Raw genomic sequence first — 19,735 nt, forward strand, 5'->3', positions numbered from 1 at the left:
ATAGGCTCGGGCTGCGCCGTATGCGACGAACTGCAATTTGAACCGGCGACGGACGCGCCGCTCCGACGGAGGTGCCTCATGAGTCACGTGCTGAAATTCGACCTTGCTTCGGTTGAGCCGGAGATCGGTGCCCCGGCGCCCGACCGGCTGATTTCCGGGACCCCGGAGTTCCGCACCTGGAATTTCGAAGAAGCGCCGGGCGGGCTCTATTCGGGTATCTGGGAGTCGACACCCGGGAAGTGGCGGATCGCCTATGACGAGTGGGAGTATTTTCACGTTCTGTCCGGCCATTCGGTCGTCACCGAGGAAGGCGGAGAGCCGGTCCACCTCAAGGCCGGCGATAGCATGGTCCTGCGGCCGGGTTTTGCAGGGACTTGGGAGGTCGTCACGACCACCCGCAAGGACTATGTGATCCGGCTCTGACGCCCCGCAGTTCTCGCTTCGTCTAATCGCCCGTCGCCGTGTTCGCGGCGATATCGTTCGTCGGATCGTCGTTGCGGATGAGGCTTTCGGAGCCACCCTCGATCTTGTTGCTGCGCACCACATTGTTCTGCGCGAAATCGAGGTTGCTGGCGCTGCTGCCGAACGGATAGGCCGGATCCCTGAAACAATAGCTGCTGCTGCCGTTGCGTGAATTCAGCCAGACGGCTGGCTTCACGAGGAACGAGGACCCGTAGCGGAACGTATTGCCGACGATCTGATTGTATTGCGGCTTCTGGTGCCGGATAACCCCGCCTTCGCCGCAGTTGCGATAGACGAATATGCCGCCGTTGTCGGCGCGTTCGAAGGTGTTGTTGGTGATCCTGTTGTTCGCCGAACCGTCGATGGCGATCAGTTCCCGCTTCTCCGTCGAAATCCCGAAGACATTGTTGCTGATCGTGTTGTTGGCGGACTCGGCATCGAGATAGATGGCAACGGCCGTCGACCGGCCGTTGACCTTCGAGTTGACCAAAGCCGTGTTGGTGACGCCCGGTCCGACATAGAAGGGGATGCCATCCGGTGCGTCGAAGGTGACGCTCTCGAGCCGCACGTTTTTCGGGGCCGACGCCTGAGCGAAGGCCGTGTGGTCGGGATTTCGCGACGACGCCTTCATCACTGCACCGTTGGCGTTCTCGCCGAGCCCGTAGATACGAACGAAGCCCTTGATCCTGCAATTGCGGATCGTGACGCTCGACGGCGCTTCCCAGGGGCCGGAGCCGGTTTTCCTGGAACGAACGACAACAGCGGTCTTCTCCTTGCGCGATCCTCCCGCGCTGACATCGAGCGTTCCGCCGCCGCAGTCGAGAACCGATCCGGAAGCGGCACTTCCCTCGAAGACCAGCGGATGGGTGATGACATCGGCAGAAGACAGGCGAAGGCTGCAGGCGAGCGTGATCGGATTGGTTCCGGGCGCCTTCAGCTTGGTCTGAACCTCCGCGTCGCAGCCCGGTTTCGCGTCGACATTCTCGACTGGGGGTGTGGACGGAACCGCCGGCGGGGGCTCGGTTGGCGTCGAGGGTGTCGTCGGTTGACCCGTGACAGTTTGGGTGACTGGATACCTGAAAGCTGCATCAGCCACCGTCGCCAGGTCGCTTTGGCAGCCGCTCAAGGCAAGGCCGATGAAAACCAGGCTTGTGAACTTGATCGGCAGCATCGGTTGGCTCCTGTCGCGGTTCCGCTCAGACCCGAATAGGGCTTTATCCTTAACCGACTCTGAACGCCGGACCGCAGCTACCAGACGAGGTCCAGCCGCTCCAGTCCGTGAAAGTGGAAGCTGTCCTTGACCGGCGGCTCGCACTTCAGCCGCAGGCCGGGCAGGCGCCGGAACAGGATCGGCAGGGAAAGGTTGAGTTCGAGCCGCGCAAGCGGCGCGCCGATGCAGAAGTGCAGGCCCGCGCCGAACGAAACATTGGCGCCCTCGTTGCGGTCCGGATTGAACGTACCAGGCGCGGTGAACTTGCGCGGATCGACGTTTGCCGCCCCGAGCATCAGGCCGATCCTGTCGCCCTTCCTGAGCGCAATGCCGTCCTCCAGTTCGATATCCGACAGCGCATAGCGCTGGAAGATGTGGAGCGGCGCGGCGAAGCGCAAGCACTCTTCCACCGTTCGCGCCGTGGCTTCCTCGCCTGCGAAAATGGTGGCAGGGGAGAGGCCGGATTGCAGGATGGTGCTGACCGCATTGCCGATCTGGTGCACGGTCGCCTCGTGACCTGCGTTCAGAAGCAGCACCGTGGTCGAGATCAATTCGGCCTCCGTGAGGCGCTCGCCGTCCTTCTCGGAACCGATCATGTGGGTCAGCAAGTCGTCCGCCGGCCTGAGGCGCTTTTCGGCGATGATGTCCTTCAGGTATTCGGCAAATTCCGCGGAGGCCTGGTTGGCGTCGAGTTCCGTTTCGAAGCTCGGGTTGAAGACATACATCTTTACCATGCGGTGCGACCAGTCGAGAAGGCGAGGGGCGGCCTCCACCGGAATGCCGAGCATGCGGGCTATGATGGTGACGGGGATCGTCTCGGCATAGGTCTTGAGGAGTTCGACCTCGCCGTCCTTCTCGAAGCCGTCGATGATCGCATCTGACAGCGCTTCGATATCCGGTCGAAGCTGTTCGATCTGTCGCGAAACGAAGGCGCGGTTGACGAGCGTGCGCAGCCGCGTGTGGGCCGGAGGCTCCAGTTCGAGCAGTGAATGGGCTTCCAGCGCGTCAAAGTCGTTGAGATGCGGCTTCGGCTCGGGCAGGCCGAGTTCCTCACGCGTCGCCACATGCAGGATCTGACGGCCGAAGCGGCGGTCGCGCAGAAGCCCGTTGACCTGCTCGTAGCCCGCGAAGAACCATTGCTGCGGCTCTTCCCAGAAGAAGGCCGGACATTGGGCATGGAGGGCGGCATAGGCCGGCAGCGGACTGCGGAAGAAGTCAGGGTTGCGGACGTCGAGAGAAACGCGCCGGGCGGGGCCGTCTATGGTGATACCGGGAACTGCGGACATGATTTCGGCTCTTCGAAAGCTGGCAGTTTGACACTCCGACGCATCTCTATTGCGCCGGGTGCGGCTGCGGCAAGCGCAATCAATAAGGTATCGGCCGGAGGGAACAAGATCCGCAATGTCGACTTTTTCAGTGGCAATGATCGGCCTCTTTGAGCATGATGCGGCAGCAGCAGGGAGCGGCATGGCAAAAACGCAAGGCAGTTTTTCCGCGGGCATCATGGCCGCGATCCGAAAACGGCGGCCGACCGTGGTCAATCGCGACGCGGCCGTGAGCCGTGGCGATATCGTGATTGCCTCCTACAACATCCACAAATGCGTCGGCACCGACGGCCGGTTCGATCCGAGCCGCATCGCCCAGGTCATCGGCGAGATCGGCGCGGATATCGTCGCCCTGCAGGAGGCCGATCAGCGCTTTGGCGAACGCGCCGGGCTTCTCGATCTCGAGCATCTGCGGCGAGAGGCCCATCTTGTTTCGGTGCCGATTTCTCCTTTCTCGGAAAAAGGGCACGGATGGCACGGCAATGTTCTCCTGCTCAGGGAAGGCGCCGTGTCGGATGTCCGGCAGTTGAATCTCCCGGGCGTCGAGCCGCGCGGCGCGCTGGTCGTCGATCTCGACCTGAAAGTCGGGCCGCTGCGGATCATCGCCGCCCATCTGGGGCTGCTGCGCCACTCCCGGGCACGTCAGGCGGAGACTATTCTACGGATCGCCGCCGACGGCGCGGGGCGGCCGACACTGCTCATCGGGGACCTCAACGAGTGGCGCATGGGCAAGCGTTCTTCGCTGACCTTCCTTAGTCCTATCTTCGACCCGACCCATGCGACGGTTGCGAGCTTTCCGTCGCGCTTCCCGCTGTTCCCGCTCGATCGCGTGCTCGGCAATCCGCATCATCTGGTCACCTCGGTGGCGGTGCACGACACCCCGCTCGCGCGGGTCGCCTCGGATCATCTTCCGGTCAAGGCCTCGATCGATCTGAAGGCCGCTCTCAAGCAAGGCGGCACGACCGGCTTGATTGATATGGAGCAGGCGTGACGGCTCATCTATGCAGCCCCTTAGATCGAAGCCGATTTTCAAGTAATATCGCGCATCAATTCAAGATGTTAAAGGAGCATCGGCACATCTGAGGCCGATGCGATGGGACGGCGTGCATGTTCTTCTGGATTGCGCTCTTTTTTGCCGCTCTCCTCGTTCTTGTCGTTGCCGCGACGCTGTATGTCTACGGCGTCTTCGGGCGCCGTCCGCAGGCGCCGCCCTCCTTTGCCCTGCCGCTCACCGGGGAGGCGACGCCGATCGACGCCGAAGTTGCGTCGCTTCTTTTCGCCAACTCCGGCGACTGCGCCGTCGCCCTGATCTCGGACAATATCGAGGCGTTCGTTGCGCGCGCGCATTCGGCGCGCGCCGCCGGCCGCAGCCTCGACCTGCAATATTATTACTGGAAGGACGAACTGACGGGATTTCTGCTGACCCACGAAATCATCCGGGCCGCCGGGCGTGGTGTCCGCGTGCGGCTGCTGCTCGACGACATCAATGCCGGCCTTCACGACCGACTATGCATCGCGCTGGATGCACATCCGAACATCGATGTGCGCCTCTTCAATCCCAGCCGCGCGCGGACCGACCGCTTCCGCCGCGGCTTCGAAATGGCAGTGCGCGCCTTGAGCGCCACGCGGCGGATGCACAACAAGCTGTGGATAGCCGACGGCCGCGTGGCGATCGCCGGCGGGCGCAACATCGGTGACGCCTATTTCGATGCCGCCGAACTTTCGAACTTCCGCGATCTCGATGTCTGGATGACGGGACCGGTCGTCGATCAGGCCACGGCCATGTTCGACCAATACTGGAACAGCGCATCCGTGTTGCCGATCGCGGCGCTGAGGACACCGCGCAAGCACTACCTGCCGGCGCTGCGCGAAACGCTCGATGGCCTGGCGCGCACCGCGGCGGCGCGCTTCTACCTGGAGCGGGTGAGCGACGCGGAGGCCGGGGCGGGCCTCTATTGGGGCAACCGCAGGCTTCACCGAAGTGCCGGTGTCCGCCTGGCCTTCGATCCGCCGGAAAAGGCGCTGCTGCAGAAGCGGCAGAACTGGTTGCTGCGCGAGCTCTTCCCGCTGATCAATGGCGCCGAGCGCGACCTGCGCATCATGTCGCCCTATTTCATACCGGGCACAGAGGGAACGCGGCAGTTGACGGCGCTCGCGAGAAAGGGCGTGCGCGTGGCCGTGCTGACGAACTCGCTCGCGGCGACGGACGTCGCGGCCGTGCATGGCGGCTATATGAAATACCGCAAGGGCCTGCTTCAGGGCGGCGTCGATCTCTACGAGCTTAAGGAAGACGGCGATCTGATCGACCGCCATCGCATGTCGCTGTTCGGCGCACGCAACGCCAGCCTGCACACGAAGGCTTTCGTCATCGATGGCAGGTTCGGCTATGTGGGATCGATGAACTTCGACCCGCGTTCCGCCTCTCTCAATACCGAAATGGGGGTGATCTTCTCCGATCCGGCGCTGGCCATCGAACTCCAATCCATCTTCGACGAAGAAACGCTGCCTGAAAGGAGTTATCGGCTGGCCCTGGAAGGCGGAAGGCTGGTGTGGCGCGACCGGGCGAACGGCGCCACACGGCTGCTCGGGCGGGAGCCGGACGCCGGCGCCCACCGCCGGCTGATTGCCGGGGCGATCCGCTTCCTGCCGCTGGAATCCCAACTCTGATAGGAGGGGCTTCCGACTTTACGGATCGTTTACCGCGACGTCGCGAATGCCTGTGTGCAAGGCTGCAACGGCCACGCCAGCGGGCGGCAACCTTGGAAAAATGTTCTATCGGCAGGTCGCCGCGGTCGATGAAAAACGTTGGTCCGAAGTGCCGCGACCATTAAGCTTATCGAATGTTCGCGACTTGAAGTGAAGGGCATTGACACTCTATGTAAGGACTGAGGCTTATCCGATGATTCCCGGTCCGCGAAGGGATTGCGGGCCCGACTATGAAGGTTCGATATGAGAAATCCAGTTGATACGGCCATGGCGCTGGTGCCGATGGTTGTTGAGCAGACCAACCGCGGCGAACGGTCCTACGATATCTATTCGCGGCTGCTCAAGGAGCGCATCATCTTCCTTACGGGGCCTGTCGAAGACCACATGGCGACGCTTGTCTGCGCGCAATTGCTCTTCCTGGAAGCGGAAAATCCGAAGAAGGAAATCGCCCTTTACATCAACTCACCGGGCGGCGTGGTAACGGCCGGCATGGCGATCTACGACACCATGCAGTTCATCAAGCCGGCGGTGTCGACGCTCTGCATCGGCCAGGCGGCGTCGATGGGTTCGCTGCTGCTGGCCGCCGGCCACAAGGATATGCGCTTCGCGACGCCCAATGCGCGCATCATGGTGCACCAGCCCTCCGGCGGCTTCCAGGGGCAGGCCTCCGATATCGAGCGGCATGCGAGAGACATTCTCAAGATGAAGCGCCGTCTGAACGAGGTCTACGTCAAGCACTGCGGCCGCACCTATGAGGAAGTCGACCAGACGCTCGATCGCGACCATTTCATGAGTGCCGACGAGGCGCTCGATTGGGGCTTGATCGACAAGGTGATCACGTCGCGGGAAGCCATCGAGGGCGCCGAACAGGGCTGAAATCACACGCGTGTGTCGCCACGGACGTGATTGTGACACATTTGTAACGGCTGAGGGCTTTATCGGAAGGGCAAAGCCGTTAATATGAACCGCTAATGCTATGCCGGTGTTTAGAGTATAGCATTCGGATTTGACGGGAGAGTCGTTGCAACCGACATCAGGCATATGCCCTGAGGCGGTGAGTACTCCCAGGAACCCTGCGCGGCGGCTGGAGCGCGCGCAAGGCGAATTGACTGGTCCGCGATATCTTTCCGAAGGTGTCCGGCGTGCTGGAAGGAAGTGAAAATGAGCAAGGTCAGCGGCAGCAACGGCGGTGACTCGAAGAATACCCTCTATTGTTCGTTTTGCGGCAAGAGCCAGCACGAAGTGCGCAAGCTGATTGCCGGTCCCACCGTGTTCATCTGCGATGAATGCGTCGAACTCTGCATGGATATCATCCGGGAAGAGAACAAGACCTCGATGGTCAAGTCCCGCGATGGCGTTCCCACCCCGCAGGAAATCATCAAGGTTCTCGACGAATACGTCATCGGTCAGCAGCAGGCCAAGCGCATCCTGTCCGTCGCCGTGCACAACCACTACAAGCGCCTTGCCCATGCGGCAAAGAGCAGCGACGTGGAACTGGCCAAGTCGAACATCATGCTTGTGGGGCCGACCGGCTGCGGCAAGACCTATCTGGCGCAGACGCTCGCCCGGATTATCGACGTGCCCTTCACCATGGCCGATGCGACGACGCTGACGGAAGCGGGTTATGTCGGCGAGGACGTCGAGAACATCATTCTGAAGCTGCTTCAGGCCGCCGACTATAACGTCGAGCGCGCCCAGCGCGGCATCGTCTACATCGACGAGGTCGACAAGATCTCGCGCAAGTCGGACAATCCGTCGATCACCCGCGACGTCTCGGGCGAGGGCGTGCAGCAGGCGCTTCTGAAGATCATGGAAGGCACCGTGGCCTCCGTGCCTCCCCAGGGCGGCCGCAAGCATCCGCAGCAGGAATTCCTGCAGGTGGATACGACGAATATCCTCTTCATCTGCGGCGGCGCCTTCGCGGGCCTCGACAAGATCATCTCCGCCCGCGGCGAGAAGACCTCGATCGGCTTCGGTGCCACGGTTCGCGCGCCGGAAGATCGTCGGGTCGGCGAAGTGCTGCGTGACCTCGAACCGGAAGATCTGGTCAAGTTCGGTCTCATTCCGGAATTCATCGGCCGTCTGCCGGTTCTCGCGACGCTCGAGGACCTCGACGAGGATGCTCTGATCCAGATTCTGTCGGAGCCGAAGAACGCGCTCGTCAAGCAGTACCAGAGGCTGTTCGAGATGGAGGACGTCGAACTGACCTTCCACGAGGACGCGCTGCGCGAAATCGCCCGCAGAGCCATCGTCCGCAAGACGGGTGCTCGAGGCCTGCGCTCGATCATGGAGAAGATCCTGCTCGATACCATGTTCGAACTGCCGACGCTCGAGGGCGTTCGTGAGGTGGTGATCTCGGACGAAGTGGTCAAGGGAACGGCCCGGCCGCTCTACATCTACTCGGATCGTTCCGAGGAGAAGACCAACGTTTCGGCCTGAGCCTCGGCGAGAGAATTGCAGAAGAAGCCCGCCTGAGTGCGGGCTTTTGCGTGAGCAGCCGGCCCTTCTTTGGGGTCGCGAAGATGTGAAGATGCCGGAGCACCACGTCCGGTCCGCCGGGCGCGATGATGAGCGTCAAGCTTGCGAACATTTTCGCCCCAAAATGATTGGGGTCAATCGAATCGAATATTGCGAAACCTCCGCAACAACGCGATGATACGACGATTCAATGAATGCGTTTAAGCGCAGGCGTCGGGGAGCCACGTAAGGCCGGCGTCAGCCCGTCAGCGTAGAAAACAAGAATTGTCCACGGAGGCGGAGATTGCCCCCGGCCTTGAAATGGCCCCTGTTGCACTCCACTTTCGTGAAGGAAATCTGACAGCCGGGAGTGCCGCTGAGGCTCCCGGGAACGGGCCCGAAATCGGGACGGAAAGGAAAAGACATGACGAACAAAACGTCTCCGGCCGAAAGCGCGACCTATCCGGTTCTGCCGTTGCGCGACATTGTGGTCTTCCCGCACATGATCGTGCCGCTTTTCGTCGGCCGCGAGAAGTCCATTCGGGCGCTTGAAGAGGTCATGGGCACCGACAAGCAGATCATGCTGGCGACCCAGATCAATGCGACGGATGACGATCCGGAACCTTCCGCGATCTACCGCGTCGGAACGATCGCCAACGTGTTGCAACTCCTGAAGCTCCCCGATGGCACCGTCAAGGTTCTCGTCGAGGGGCGCGCACGGGCCGAGATCGACCGTTATACCTCCCGCGACGACTTCTACGAAGCGGTTGCCCATGTGCTGCGCGAGCCGGAAGAGGACCCGGTCGAGATCGAGGCGCTGAGCCGCTCGGTCGTCTCCGAATTCGAAAGCTATGTGAAGCTGAACAAGAAGATTTCGCCCGAGGTCGTCGGCGTCGCGAGCCAGATCGACGACTATTCCAAGCTTGCCGATACGGTTGCCTCGCATCTGTCGATCAAGATCGTCGAGAAGCAGGAAATGCTTGAGACGACCAGCGTGAAGATGCGCCTGGAAAAGGCGCTCGGCTTCATGGAAGGCGAGATTTCGGTGCTGCAGGTCGAAAAGCGCATCCGTTCGCGCGTCAAGCGCCAGATGGAGAAGACCCAGCGCGAGTACTACCTCAACGAACAGATGAAGGCGATCCAGAAGGAACTGGGCGACAGCGAGGACGGCCGCGACGAGATGGCCGAAATCGAAGAGCGCATCGCCAAGACGAAGCTCTCCAAGGAAGCGCGTGAGAAGGCCGATGCGGAGTTGAAGAAGCTGCGCCAGATGAGCCCGATGTCGGCGGAAGCGACCGTCGTGCGCAATTATCTGGATTGGCTGCTGGGCCTGCCCTGGGGCAAGAAGTCGAAGATCAAGACGGACCTCAACCACGCCGAGAAGGTGCTCGACACCGATCATTTCGGTCTCGACAAGGTCAAGGAGCGTATCGTCGAGTATCTCGCCGTGCAGGCTCGTTCCGCCAAGATCAAGGGTCCGATCCTGTGCCTCGTCGGTCCTCCGGGCGTCGGCAAGACCTCGCTCGCCAAGTCGATCGCGAAGGCGACCGGCCGAGAGTACATCCGCATGGCCCTCGGTGGCGTTCGCGACGAGGCCGAGATCCGCGGCCACCGCCGGACCTATATCGGCTCCATGCCCGGCAAGGTCGTGCAGTCGATGAAGAAGGCGAAGCGGTCCAACCCGCTCTTCCTGCTCGACGAGATCGACAAGATGGGACAGGATTTCCGTGGCGATCCGTCGTCGGCACTGCTGGAGGTGCTCGATCCGGAACAGAACTCGACCTTCATGGATCACTATCTCGAGGTTGAATACGACCTCTCGAGCGTGATGTTCATCACAACGGCGAACACGCTGAACATTCCGCCGCCGCTGATGGACCGCATGGAAGTCATCCGCATCGCCGGCTACACGGAAGAAGAGAAGCTGGAGATTGCCAAGCGGCACCTGCTGCCGAAGGCGATCCGCGACCATGCGCTGCAGCCGAACGAATTCTCGGTGACCGACGGCGCCCTGATGGCGGTGATCCAGACCTACACGCGCGAGGCGGGCGTTCGCAATTTCGAACGTGAGTTGATGAAGCTTGCGCGCAAGGCCGTGACCGATATCCTCAAGGGCAAGACCAAGAAGGTCGAGGTGACGGCCGAGAACGTTCACGATTATCTCGGCGTGCCGCGCTTCCGCCATGGCGAAGCCGAGCGCGACGACCAGGTGGGCGTTGTCACCGGGCTGGCATGGACCGAAGTCGGCGGCGAACTGCTGACGATCGAAGGCGTTATGATGCCGGGCAAGGGCCGCATGACGGTCACCGGCAACCTGCGCGAGGTCATGAAGGAATCGATTTCGGCAGCGGCATCCTATGTCCGCTCGCGCGCAATCGACTTCGGCATCGAACCGCCCCTCTTCGACAAGCGCGACATCCACGTGCACGTGCCGGAAGGCGCGACGCCCAAGGACGGCCCGTCCGCCGGCGTTGCCATGGCGACGGCGATCGTCTCCGTGATGACCGGCATTCCGATCTCCAAGGATGTGGCGATGACCGGCGAGATCACCCTGCGGGGCCGCGTCCTGCCGATCGGTGGCTTGAAGGAGAAGTTGTTGGCGGCTCTGCGTGGCGGCATCAAGAAGGTGCTGATCCCCGAGGAGAACGCCAAGGATCTCGCCGAGATCCCGGACAACGTGAAGAACAACCTCGAAATCATCCCCGTCTCGCGGATGGGCGAAGTGCTCGAGCACGCATTGATGCGGCGTCCCGAGCCGATCGAATGGGACCCGGCGAGCCACGCCGGCACCATTTCACCGGTCGATTCGCAGGACGAAGCGGGCGCCTCGATCGCCCACTGACAACGGGTAAAGAGGGTCGGGACTGTGTCCCGCTTGCTCCCTTTGCCGAGAAAAACGGAAAAGACCGGTCATTTGCCGGTCTTTTCTGTTGTAAAGCACCCTCGAAGCCTTGCATTTCAAGGGATTCGGCGCAATTGGGAATGGCAAGACGTGGGCGTGCGCAAGCGGCCCCGGCTTAAGAGACAGTCGTTTCGAACCAATATGAAAGGGGTGGAAACATGAACAAAAATGAGCTCGTGTCTGCCGTTGCCGAGAAGGCCGGACTTTCCAAGGCCGATGCGTCTTCTGCTGTTGATGCAGTGTTTGAGACCATTCAGGGTGAACTGAAGAGCGGTGGCGACATTCGCCTCGTCGGCTTCGGCAACTTCTCCGTAACTCGCCGCGAAGCGAGCAAGGGCCGCAACCCGTCGACGGGTGCGGAAGTTGACATCCCGGCACGCAACGTGCCGAAGTTCACGGCCGGCAAGGGCCTGAAGGACGCCGTCAACTAATCGGACACGTTAGGGTCCGAGAGGACCGGGACGATGCCCGTACGGCCTCTGTTCGGTGGCTACGCCACAGAGGCCGCAAACAGGTTCATGTTCCATCTGCCGCCTTCCTTCCTCTGGCAGGATCGTCGGCAGGTTGATTGGGGCCCGGTCGATCCGGGCCTCTTTTCATTTCAACCTTCTCTGTCATCGGGCTGTTACAGGACGGTTGCACAAGCCTCCCATCCGGAGGTGGACGAACTGTGATTCCGGATGCCACCGCGGTGTCGAAAGCCGGATCCCGGGGCGCGCGCCGCGACAGGAGGGATAAATGAGGGCTATTTCCATCACCGCCGCGTTGGCCGCGGCACTCGCCGCATCGACGGCGCCGGCCGCTCAGGCCGAACAGGTCTTTAACCGCATTGCATCCTTTGCCGTCGCCGGCAACGTGCCAGATGGCACCGACCAAAAGGCGCCGACATCGGCGGAAATCATCACCGCTACTGAGGACGGCAATACGCTCATCTATACGGACAGCCCCGGCAAGCGTATCGGCTTCATCGACATCGCGGATGCGGGGACGCCAAAGGCCGGCGGCATCGTCTCCTTCGAGGGCGAGCCGACGTCGGTCGCCGTTGCCGGCGCGAAGGCACTGGTCGCCGTCAACACCCGCGAAAGCTTCACCAAGCCCTCGGGCCTGCTTGCCGTTGTCGATGTCGCGACGAAAAAGGTCGAGACCAGCTGCGATCTCGGTGGCCAGCCGGATTCTGTCACAGTCAACAAGGACCGGACGCTTGCGGCGATCGCCATTGAGAACGAGCGCGACGAGGACGTCAACGACGGGCAGATCCCACAGCTGCCGGCCGGCGATCTCGTGATCCTGTCGCTGAAGGACGGCGTCGCCGATTGCGCGACGATCAGGCATGTGACGCTAACCGGCCTAGCCGAGGTCGCCGGCGACGATCCGGAACCAGAATTTGTCGCCTTCAACGGCAAGGACGAGATTGCGCTGACGCTGCAGGAAAACAATCACATCGTCATCATCGACGGCAAATCCGCGACCGTGAAGGCGCATTTTCCCGCCGGCACAGTGGATCTCAAGAATGTCGACGCGAAGCGTGACGGCACCATTTCGTTTGCGGGCGATCTGGCCAGCGTCAAGCGCGAGCCGGATGCCGTGAAGTGGCTCGACGACAGCCGTCTGGTCGTCGCCAATGAGGGCGACTACGAAGGCGGCTCCCGTGGCTTCACGATTTTCGACGCCGCCGGCAACGTGCTGTTCGAGTCCGGTGCAAGCCTGGAGCACGCCATCGCTGCAATTGGCCACTACCCGGAAAAGCGCTCTTCGGCGAAGGGCATCGAGCCGGAAGGCCTGGAAATGGCGCAGTACGGCGATGACAAACTGTTCTTCGTGCTCTCCGAGCGCGCCTCGATGGTTGGCGTCTACAAGGACACCGGCGCCGAGCCGCAACTGCTCCAGCTTCTGCCGTCCGGGATCTCGCCCGAGGGCGCGGTAGCCATTCCCGGCCGCAATCTGTTCGCCACCGCGAACGAGGTCGACCTCGTCGAGGACGGCGGTTCGCGGGCGCATGTGATGATCTATGAGCGCGGCGAAGGGGAGGCCGCCTACCCGCAGATTCGCTCCGCCGAAAAGGACGGTCTGCCGATCGGGTTCGGCGCGCTTTCCGGGCTTGCGGCCGTCGGCGACAAGCCGGGCTTCCTGCGGGCGGTGAACGATTCCGTCCTTTCGTCGCAGCCGACGATTTTCACGATCGATGCCACGCAGAAGCCGGCGCTGATCACCGAGGCGCTGCCGATCACCCGCGATGGCGCAGCCGCGCAAAAGCTCGATATCGAAGGCATTGCCAATGATGGCGAGGGTGGCTTCTGGCTGGCGTCGGAGGGCGATTCGGACAAGCTTTACAGCCACGCACTCCTCCGCGTGAACAAGAAGGGCGAAATCAAGCAGGAGATCGCGCTTCCGCCGGAGCTGCGCGCCAACGAAATCCGCTCCGGCTTCGAGGGGATCTCGGCGGTCGGCGAAGGCGATCACCTGACGCTCTGGATGGCAGTCCAGCGCGAGTGGAAAGATGACGAGAAGGGCTTCGTCAAGCTCGTCTCCTACAAGCCGGCGACGAAAGAGTGGGGCGCGGTGCGCTATCCGCTCGACAAGTCCGAAGCCGGCTGGGTCGGCCTTTCGGAGATCTCCGTCCATGGCGATTATGCCTATCTGATCGAGCGCGACAATCTGATCGGCGAAGCCGCGAAGCTCAAGGCGCTCTATCGTGTGGCGCTCACCGAGCTGAAGCCCGCCGCGCTCGGCGGTGACCTGCCGGTCGTCAAGAAGGAAGAGGTGCGCGACCTCATCCCCGACCTGAAGTCGCTGAACGGCTACGTGGTCGACAAGGTGGAGGGCTTCACGGTCGACGCCGCTGGAAACGGCTATGTCGTCACCGACAATGACGGCGTCGACGACTCGTCCGGCGAGACCCTGTTCTTCTCCATTGGCGCGATCAACGCGATGTAAGCGTCGGGCCAGGAGAAAACGGAAGAGGCCGGGACATGACGTCCCGGCCTCTTCCTTTTGTACCAAGTTGTACCAAGTTCGGTTGTGCCGGTTACCGCGCCGCAGCGATATCTGCCTCTTCGTCCGCTTCCTTGCGCTTGCGGATCTCGTCGGTCTTGTCGACGAGCCTGCTGACGATGTCGTAGAGCTGGTCGAGCTGCTCATCGTCGAGCGCCGAGAAGATTTCCTCGATGAGCTGCTTGCGCGGATGTTCCGCCGCCTGGAGGACGGCACGGCCCGTCTCGGTAATCGAGACGATCTTGGCGCGGCGGTCGTCCGGATCGGGCTTGCGCATCACCAGGCGATCGCGCTCCAGCCCGTCGATCGCCTCCGTCACCGTTCGGGGGGCAAAGTTCAAGGCGCAGGCGATGTCGGTGGAGCGGCAGGGGCCGAGCTTGCTCAGGAAGAACAGGAATTTGCTTCGGGCAAGCGACACACCCTCCTCGGTCATCGACTCGTTTACCAGGCGATGGACGCGATGGTAGAGTTCGAACAGTTTGTCGGAGACTTCGAATGTCGTCTTCATGAACACCGTTGAGATATGGTGAGGTGCCATGTCAAATGGCAGTCGCCCTATATTTAGTGACGATCACCGTATTTGTCGACAAAAACCTCCCAATTCTTACGGACACGGCCCTCGCGAAAAGAAACGGCCCTCGAATCCCAAGGCCTTTGGTCTTGCGAGGCGAAGAATTGCCGTCGGCGTGTCATCACGATGGCGCCAATACCGGATAACGAATCACGTCGACGCTGCAAACGCCCAAGACGTTTCCAGCAGAAACACGACCGAGCAAGACCCTACAAAACCGCCAAATCGGGCGAGCCGGCGGAGCTGCCTGGGCGGTTTTGGACAAGCGCGTGCCTTTGCCCACAGCTGAGTTTGGGGTGTGGCCGCGAGCGTCATTGACGCGTGGGGAAGGGGCAGCCATGGTCGGCCATGGCCTTCCGATTTGTCCATACCGCAGACCTCCATCTCGATTCGCCCCTGCGAAGCCTGGCGCTGCGGAACGAGGAGCTTGCCGGGATCGTCCGGGGCGCCACCCGCAATGCCCTGGTGCGTATCGTCGACCTCTGCATCTCCGAAAACGTCGATGCGCTCCTGATCGCCGGCGACCTCTATGACGGCAATCAGACCTCGATGAACACGGCACTTTTCCTCGCGGGCGAGCTGCGTCGTCTCGACGAGGCGGGTATCAGCACCTTCATCATCCGTGGCAACCACGACGCCCAGTCGCAGGTGACGCGCGAGCTGACGTTGCCTGCGTCGGTCCATGTCTTTCCCGGGCGCGGCAAGCCGGTTCTTGCCAAGACGCTGGAGAACGGCAAAACCGTTCATGTCCATGGGCTGAGCTTTGCCGACCCGCATGCGCCGGAAAGCCTGCTGCCGCATTTCCATCCGCCCGTTGCGGATGCCATCAACATCGGCATGCTGCACACGAGCCTCTCCGGCTCCGCCGGCCATGATCCCTACGCTCCCTGCAGCGTCGCCGATCTGGAGCGCCACGGCTACGACTATTGGGCACTCGGCCACGTTCATCAGCGGCAGGTCCATGGCGTCAGCCCCTGCATCGTCATGTCTGGCATGCCGCAGGGCCGCGATATCAACGAATCGGGGGTGAAGGGCGTGACGCTCGTCACGATCGACGACGATGGGCAGGTGGCGCTCGAAGAGCGGCCCGTGGGCGCAGCGGTGTTCGAGCGCGCCTCGATCGACCTGACGGGGATCGCGGATTGGAGCCGCATGCTCGAGACCGCCGGCCGGCAGCTCGCGCTGTTGCGCAAGGGCCTGCCGGAGGCCGATCTGATCCTGCGGATCACGCTGACGGGCATGACGCCGCTTGCCTGGCGCCTGCGGCGGGACTTCGACCTCCTGCAGGGGGAACTGGCGAATATCGCGGCCGGACTCGGCCGCTGCTGGGTCGAGAAAATCGAGACCCTTTTTGCAAGCTTCGACACGCATGCAAGCCGCATCGCCGTGGATCCGATCGGCGAACTGACGGCGCTCGTCGAGAACGAAGTGTTGTCGGCCTTTGCCTTCCGCGCAGACATGCGCGCCGTCGCGGAGGAGCTGCTGCCGCATCTGCCCGCCGAATTGCGGCACCTGCTCGCCGCGGACGAGGCGACACTCGACGATCTGGTGGAGAACGCCGCCCTTTCTGGAAGTGCCGATGTCCTGTCGCATCTCCATGGCCGCAGCGCCGTCGAGGGCATCGACTGATGCGACTGCAACAGCTGGATCTCGTGCGCTACGGCAAGTTCACCGGGCGGAGCCTCGACTTCGGCGACGCCAGCCCGGGCGCGCCCGATTTCCATCTGATCTACGGCCCCAACGAGGCGGGCAAATCGACATTGTTCTCGGGCTTCCTCGATCTGCTCTTCGGCATCGAGCGTCTCAGCCCCTATGGCTTCCTGCATCCCTACCAGACGATGCGGATCGGCGGCATCGTGGAGGCCGGCGGCAGGAGCCATCACGCCTACCGGATCAAGCGCAACGCGAACAGCCTCGTGGGCCCGGACGAGCAGGCGCTGCCGGACAACCTCTTCTCCGCCGCCCTCGGGGCGATCGATCGCTCCACCTATCGCATGATGTTCTCGCTCGACGACGATAGCATCGAGGAAGGCGGGGAAGCGATCCTGAAGAGCGAGGGCGAACTGGGTTCGCTGCTGTTCTCGGCAAGCTCGGGCCTGCCGGATAGCGGTGTTGTGCTCGCCAATCTGCGCGCCGAAGCGGATGCCTTCTTCCGCCCCCAGGCGCGCAAGCATCAGCTGGCGGAATTGAAGGCGGAGTTGGACGCCCTCAAGTCCGAGCGCAAGGCTGTGGACATCAATGCGCGCGAATATGCCGATCTTCGCAAGACGCTGGCGAAAGCCCGCGAACGCCACGATGCGGCGGCGCGGCAGCGCGCCGAACTGCGCGTCAGGCGGGACCGGCTGCGCGCCGAGCTCGAGGCCCTGCCGCTCATGGCAAGGCTGCGCACCACGCGGGAACAGCTTGCCGGCACGCCAGCCTTGCCGGTCCCGCCGCAGGAATGGTGGAACGATCTGCCGGCGCTCCGCAGGCAGGAGGTGGAAATCGCCACCCGGATGCGGCAGCTGGAGGAGGAACTAGGGCAGCGCCGGGCCGGGCTCGAAGAACTGGCGCGCGACGAGCGGGCGCTTGCGCTCGCGGGGCGGTTCGAGACGCTGCGTGAATTGGCACTCGACGCCCGTTACCAGACCGCCGCCCGCGATATGCCGTCACGGCTCGACGAACTGGCAAGGACGTCGGCTGAGATCCGCGCATGCCTGATCCGGCTCGGCGAAACGGACAGTCCCGATCCCGCTTCGCTGTTGCTGCCGACCGCACGCGCTGCCCGCCTCCAGGAACTGGTTCGCCAGCATGCCGGGCTCTCGGAGAAGCTGGCATCGGCGCGCGAGGAGATCGACAGCGCGAGACGCGATCACGCCCATTCGGGACGCGAGTTGGATCGGCTCAAGGACGGCATCGCCGATACCGGCGCCCTGGTCGAGCGGCTGCATGTGCTGCGTCAGAGCGATTGCCTGTTGCGTCAGCAGGCGGCGACCAAGGAGTTCGATCGGTTGGAGGCAGCGCTTGCCGATGCCATGGACAGCTTGCGGCCTTTCGCCGGCGATGCGGATGCGCTGGCGATGCTTCCGGTTCCTGCCACCGGCGTCGTCGCCATGTGGAGGGCGGAAGAAGCGGCTCTCTCCGAGCGGCGGTTGCGACTCGACGATCGGATCGGCGACGAGCGCGAGCGCCAGGCGGGGGACGAAGCCCGCCTCGCCGCATTCACTGCGGACGGCGCGGTTGTGGACGACGCGGCGGCGGGTGCACTGCGCAGGCGTCGCGCCCTTGCCTGGCAATCGCATCGCGCCAACCTCGACGAGGCGACGGCGAGCGCGTTCGAAGCGGCGCTGAAGGATGACGATGCCGCCGTGGCGCTCCGCCTGGCTCATGCCGAGCGGATGGCCGAGATGCGCGGTCTCACGATTGCCATTTCGGAAAGGCGTGCCCGCCTTCAGGCGCTCGATACGCAGAGAGCAGGCCTGTGCGAGGAAGGGGAACGGCTGGCCGCAATGGTGGGGGCGGCCGCGAGCGCAGGTGGCTTACCCAACGTGAAGCTGGTGCCGCAACTGGAAGCCTGGCTTGCCACGCGCGCCGCGGCACTGGAGTTGCGCGCCGATTTGCGTGCCGCGCGCCAGGCGCGCGACAGGGCCGCATCGGAAGAGAAGGCGGCAATCGACGCGTTGCAGAATGAGTTGCTGCGGCTCGGCTTGACGAATCCTTTGCCGGACCGCCTCGATGAACTCCTGGTCACTGCGGAACAGATCGTCGCCCGTGCGCAAAGTGCCGCCGCGGCTCACAGCGCCGCTGTCGCGCAGCTCCGCCGCGCATCGGATGCCGTGGAAAACCGGGAGACGATCCTGGCCGCCGCCGAGGCGGCCATGGTCCGCTGGGAAGAGGAGTGGGCGCAGGCACTCGCCGCGACCTGGCTTGCCGGCCGCACCGATCGGCCGCTTCCGCACGAAATCGGTCCGGTGCTCGCCGTGCTTCAGGATTTCGACAAGCTTATGCAGAAGAAGAGCGAGCTCGACCATCGCATCGCCGGCATGCGGAAGGACCAGAAGAGCTTTACAGAGGCGATTGCGGATCTCGCCCGCGACTTGGCGGAAGCGGGAGAGGGCGATCCGCTCGCGCTCTACGCGTCGCTGCGCGATCGCATTGCCGCCGCGCATCGTCAGGAAGAGCGACGCCTCGAGGCGTCGGCCAGTATCATGCGCCTCGAGGAGGTCCTTCGCTCACTACGCAATGAAGAGCGGCAGCATCTGGCGATGAGGCAGGCGATCCTTGATTTCTTCGGGTGCGGGACGCTGGAGGAGGCCGGGCAGTGCCTAGAGGCGGTCCGCGAGCAGGACAGGCAAAGGCAGAGATCCGCCGAGCTCGAGAATGATCTGGTGACGCGGCTCGCCACCGCCACGAGCGAAGAAGCCGAGTCCATCCTTGCCGGTGTTGACGGGGCGGAACTCAGGCTCGAGCTCGCCCGGCTGGAGGAAGCGATCGATGTCGCCGATCGCGACGTCAGCGAGCTGCATTCTGAGGTGAGAAACAAGGAAAGGGCGCTTGCGGAGATCGAGGGCGGCGGCCGGGTGGCCGAAATCGAGCAGAAGCAGCGAACGATCCTGCTCGACATCGAGCACAAGGCGGTCGGCTATCTCAGGCTCAAGGCCGGCGTTTTCGCTGCCGAGCATGCGCTCAGGCTGTTTCGCGAGCGCCACCGCAGCGCCATGATGCAGCGCGCCTCGCGGACCTTTTCGCATATCAGCGGCGGCGAATATGCCGGCCTCTCGACGCAGGCGGAAAAGGGCCAGGAATTCCTGATCGCCAACACGGCCGCGGGCGGATCGAAGCTCGCCGGCGATCTCTCGAAGGGCACGCGCTTTCAGCTCTACCTCGCCTTGAGGATTGCCGGCTATTACGAGGTCGCAGCGGCCCGCGAGACACTGCCCTTCATCGCCGACGACATCATGGAGACATTCGACGACAACCGCGCCGGCCGCGCCTTCGATCTGATGGCGGAGATGGCGCACGTCGGCCAGGTGATCTATCTGACGCACCACGAGCACCTCTGCGATATCGCCCGCAGCGCCTGCGCCGGCGTGACGATCCACAGGCTGTAGCAAACTGGCGGAAACAGCTAA

General features: G+C 63.0%; 13 protein-coding genes. 10 read left to right on the forward strand and 3 right to left on the reverse strand.

Annotated features, from left to right (window positions below; translation table 11 throughout):
• Positions 1–78: 78 nt before the first annotated feature.
• A complete protein-coding gene (locus RHIBR816_RS0125160) occupies positions 79–423 on the forward strand; it encodes a cupin domain-containing protein (RefSeq protein ID WP_018239377.1) in 345 nt (114 codons plus the stop codon).
• Positions 424–445: 22 nt separating this feature from the next.
• Here the strand turns inward: RHIBR816_RS0125160 and RHIBR816_RS0125165 are convergent, their stop codons facing one another.
• Complete coding sequence (locus RHIBR816_RS0125165) at positions 446–1,633, reverse strand: right-handed parallel beta-helix repeat-containing protein (RefSeq protein ID WP_018239378.1); 1,188 nt, start codon at positions 1,631–1,633, stop codon at positions 446–448.
• A 77-nt stretch (positions 1,634–1,710) separates the two neighbouring features.
• Positions 1,711–2,958 carry a cytochrome P450 gene (locus RHIBR816_RS0125170; protein WP_018239379.1) on the reverse strand — a complete coding sequence of 416 codons (1,248 nt, stop codon included), beginning with the start codon at positions 2,956–2,958 and terminating at the stop codon, positions 1,711–1,713.
• A gap of 181 nt (positions 2,959–3,139) precedes the next feature.
• Between RHIBR816_RS0125170 and RHIBR816_RS34595 the strand changes: the two genes are divergently transcribed.
• The 7 genes from RHIBR816_RS34595 to RHIBR816_RS0125205 all read left to right on the forward strand — a co-directional run bounded on the left by RHIBR816_RS34595 (position 3,140) and on the right by RHIBR816_RS0125205 (position 13,996).
• Positions 3,140–3,988: an endonuclease/exonuclease/phosphatase family protein gene (locus RHIBR816_RS34595; RefSeq protein WP_034816669.1), complete on the forward strand. Its 849-nt coding sequence runs from the start codon at positions 3,140–3,142 to the stop codon at positions 3,986–3,988.
• A gap of 116 nt (positions 3,989–4,104) precedes the next feature.
• Positions 4,105–5,664, forward strand: a complete 1,560-nt coding sequence (locus RHIBR816_RS0125180) for a phospholipase D family protein (protein WP_018239381.1) — start codon at positions 4,105–4,107, stop codon at positions 5,662–5,664.
• 282 nt (positions 5,665–5,946) lie between these two features.
• A complete protein-coding gene (clpP, locus tag RHIBR816_RS0125185; protein WP_026187409.1) occupies positions 5,947–6,579 on the forward strand; it encodes an ATP-dependent Clp endopeptidase proteolytic subunit ClpP in 633 nt (210 codons plus the stop codon).
• Between the two features lie 285 nt (positions 6,580–6,864).
• The gene (gene clpX / locus RHIBR816_RS0125190) at positions 6,865–8,142 is read left to right on the forward strand and encodes an ATP-dependent Clp protease ATP-binding subunit ClpX (RefSeq protein ID WP_018239383.1); all 1,278 of its coding nucleotides are present in this window, start codon (positions 6,865–6,867) and stop codon (positions 8,140–8,142) included.
• Between the two features lie 442 nt (positions 8,143–8,584).
• Entirely contained in the window at positions 8,585–11,002 is a 2,418-nt protein-coding gene (lon, locus tag RHIBR816_RS0125195) for an endopeptidase La (protein WP_018239384.1), read from the forward strand.
• 218 nt (positions 11,003–11,220) lie between these two features.
• Positions 11,221–11,493, forward strand: a complete 273-nt coding sequence (gene hupB, locus RHIBR816_RS0125200; protein ID WP_012707611.1) for a DNA-binding protein HupB — start codon at positions 11,221–11,223, stop codon at positions 11,491–11,493.
• Positions 11,494–11,800: 307 nt separating this feature from the next.
• Complete coding sequence (locus RHIBR816_RS0125205) at positions 11,801–13,996, forward strand: esterase-like activity of phytase family protein (protein ID WP_018239385.1); 2,196 nt, start codon at positions 11,801–11,803, stop codon at positions 13,994–13,996.
• A gap of 91 nt (positions 13,997–14,087) precedes the next feature.
• Here the strand turns inward: RHIBR816_RS0125205 and RHIBR816_RS0125210 are convergent, their stop codons facing one another.
• Complete coding sequence (locus RHIBR816_RS0125210) at positions 14,088–14,561, reverse strand: MarR family winged helix-turn-helix transcriptional regulator (protein ID WP_018239386.1); 474 nt, start codon at positions 14,559–14,561, stop codon at positions 14,088–14,090.
• Between the two features lie 411 nt (positions 14,562–14,972).
• Here RHIBR816_RS0125210 and RHIBR816_RS0125215 point away from each other — a divergent pair, with 411 nt between their 5' ends.
• Positions 14,973–16,253 carry an exonuclease SbcCD subunit D gene (locus tag RHIBR816_RS0125215; protein WP_018239387.1) on the forward strand — a complete coding sequence of 427 codons (1,281 nt, stop codon included), beginning with the start codon at positions 14,973–14,975 and terminating at the stop codon, positions 16,251–16,253.
• The gene (locus RHIBR816_RS0125220) at positions 16,253–19,714 is read left to right on the forward strand and encodes an AAA family ATPase (RefSeq protein WP_018239388.1); all 3,462 of its coding nucleotides are present in this window, start codon (positions 16,253–16,255) and stop codon (positions 19,712–19,714) included. Before RHIBR816_RS0125215 ends, RHIBR816_RS0125220 begins: the two co-directional genes overlap by 1 nt.
• The last annotated feature ends 21 nt before the right edge of the window (positions 19,715–19,735 follow it).

It is taken from the genome of Ensifer sp. BR816, assembly GCF_000378985.1.
In the GTDB taxonomy this organism is placed as follows: Bacteria; Pseudomonadota; Alphaproteobacteria; order Rhizobiales; family Rhizobiaceae; genus Sinorhizobium.

What these genes read in the sequence shown, in the direction of transcription:
- RHIBR816_RS0125160 (WP_018239377.1), top strand. Translation starts at nt 79, where the DNA reads ATGAGTCACGTGCTGAAATTCGACCTTGCTTCGGTTGAGCCGGAGATC.
- RHIBR816_RS0125165 (WP_018239378.1), bottom strand. Translation starts at nt 1,633, where the DNA reads ATGCTGCCGATCAAGTTCACAAGCCTGGTTTTCATCGGCCTTGCCTTG.
- RHIBR816_RS0125170 (WP_018239379.1), bottom strand. Translation starts at nt 2,958, where the DNA reads ATGTCCGCAGTTCCCGGTATCACCATAGACGGCCCCGCCCGGCGCGTT.
- RHIBR816_RS34595 (WP_034816669.1), top strand. Translation starts at nt 3,140, where the DNA reads ATGGCAAAAACGCAAGGCAGTTTTTCCGCGGGCATCATGGCCGCGATC.
- RHIBR816_RS0125180 (WP_018239381.1), top strand. Translation starts at nt 4,105, where the DNA reads ATGTTCTTCTGGATTGCGCTCTTTTTTGCCGCTCTCCTCGTTCTTGTC.
- clpP (WP_026187409.1), top strand. Translation starts at nt 5,947, where the DNA reads ATGAGAAATCCAGTTGATACGGCCATGGCGCTGGTGCCGATGGTTGTT.
- clpX (WP_018239383.1), top strand. Translation starts at nt 6,865, where the DNA reads ATGAGCAAGGTCAGCGGCAGCAACGGCGGTGACTCGAAGAATACCCTC.
- lon (WP_018239384.1), top strand. Translation starts at nt 8,585, where the DNA reads ATGACGAACAAAACGTCTCCGGCCGAAAGCGCGACCTATCCGGTTCTG.
- hupB (WP_012707611.1), top strand. Translation starts at nt 11,221, where the DNA reads ATGAACAAAAATGAGCTCGTGTCTGCCGTTGCCGAGAAGGCCGGACTT.
- RHIBR816_RS0125205 (WP_018239385.1), top strand. Translation starts at nt 11,801, where the DNA reads ATGAGGGCTATTTCCATCACCGCCGCGTTGGCCGCGGCACTCGCCGCA.
- RHIBR816_RS0125210 (WP_018239386.1), bottom strand. Translation starts at nt 14,561, where the DNA reads ATGAAGACGACATTCGAAGTCTCCGACAAACTGTTCGAACTCTACCAT.
- RHIBR816_RS0125215 (WP_018239387.1), top strand. Translation starts at nt 14,973, where the DNA reads ATGGCCTTCCGATTTGTCCATACCGCAGACCTCCATCTCGATTCGCCC.
- RHIBR816_RS0125220 (WP_018239388.1), top strand. Translation starts at nt 16,253, where the DNA reads ATGCGACTGCAACAGCTGGATCTCGTGCGCTACGGCAAGTTCACCGGG.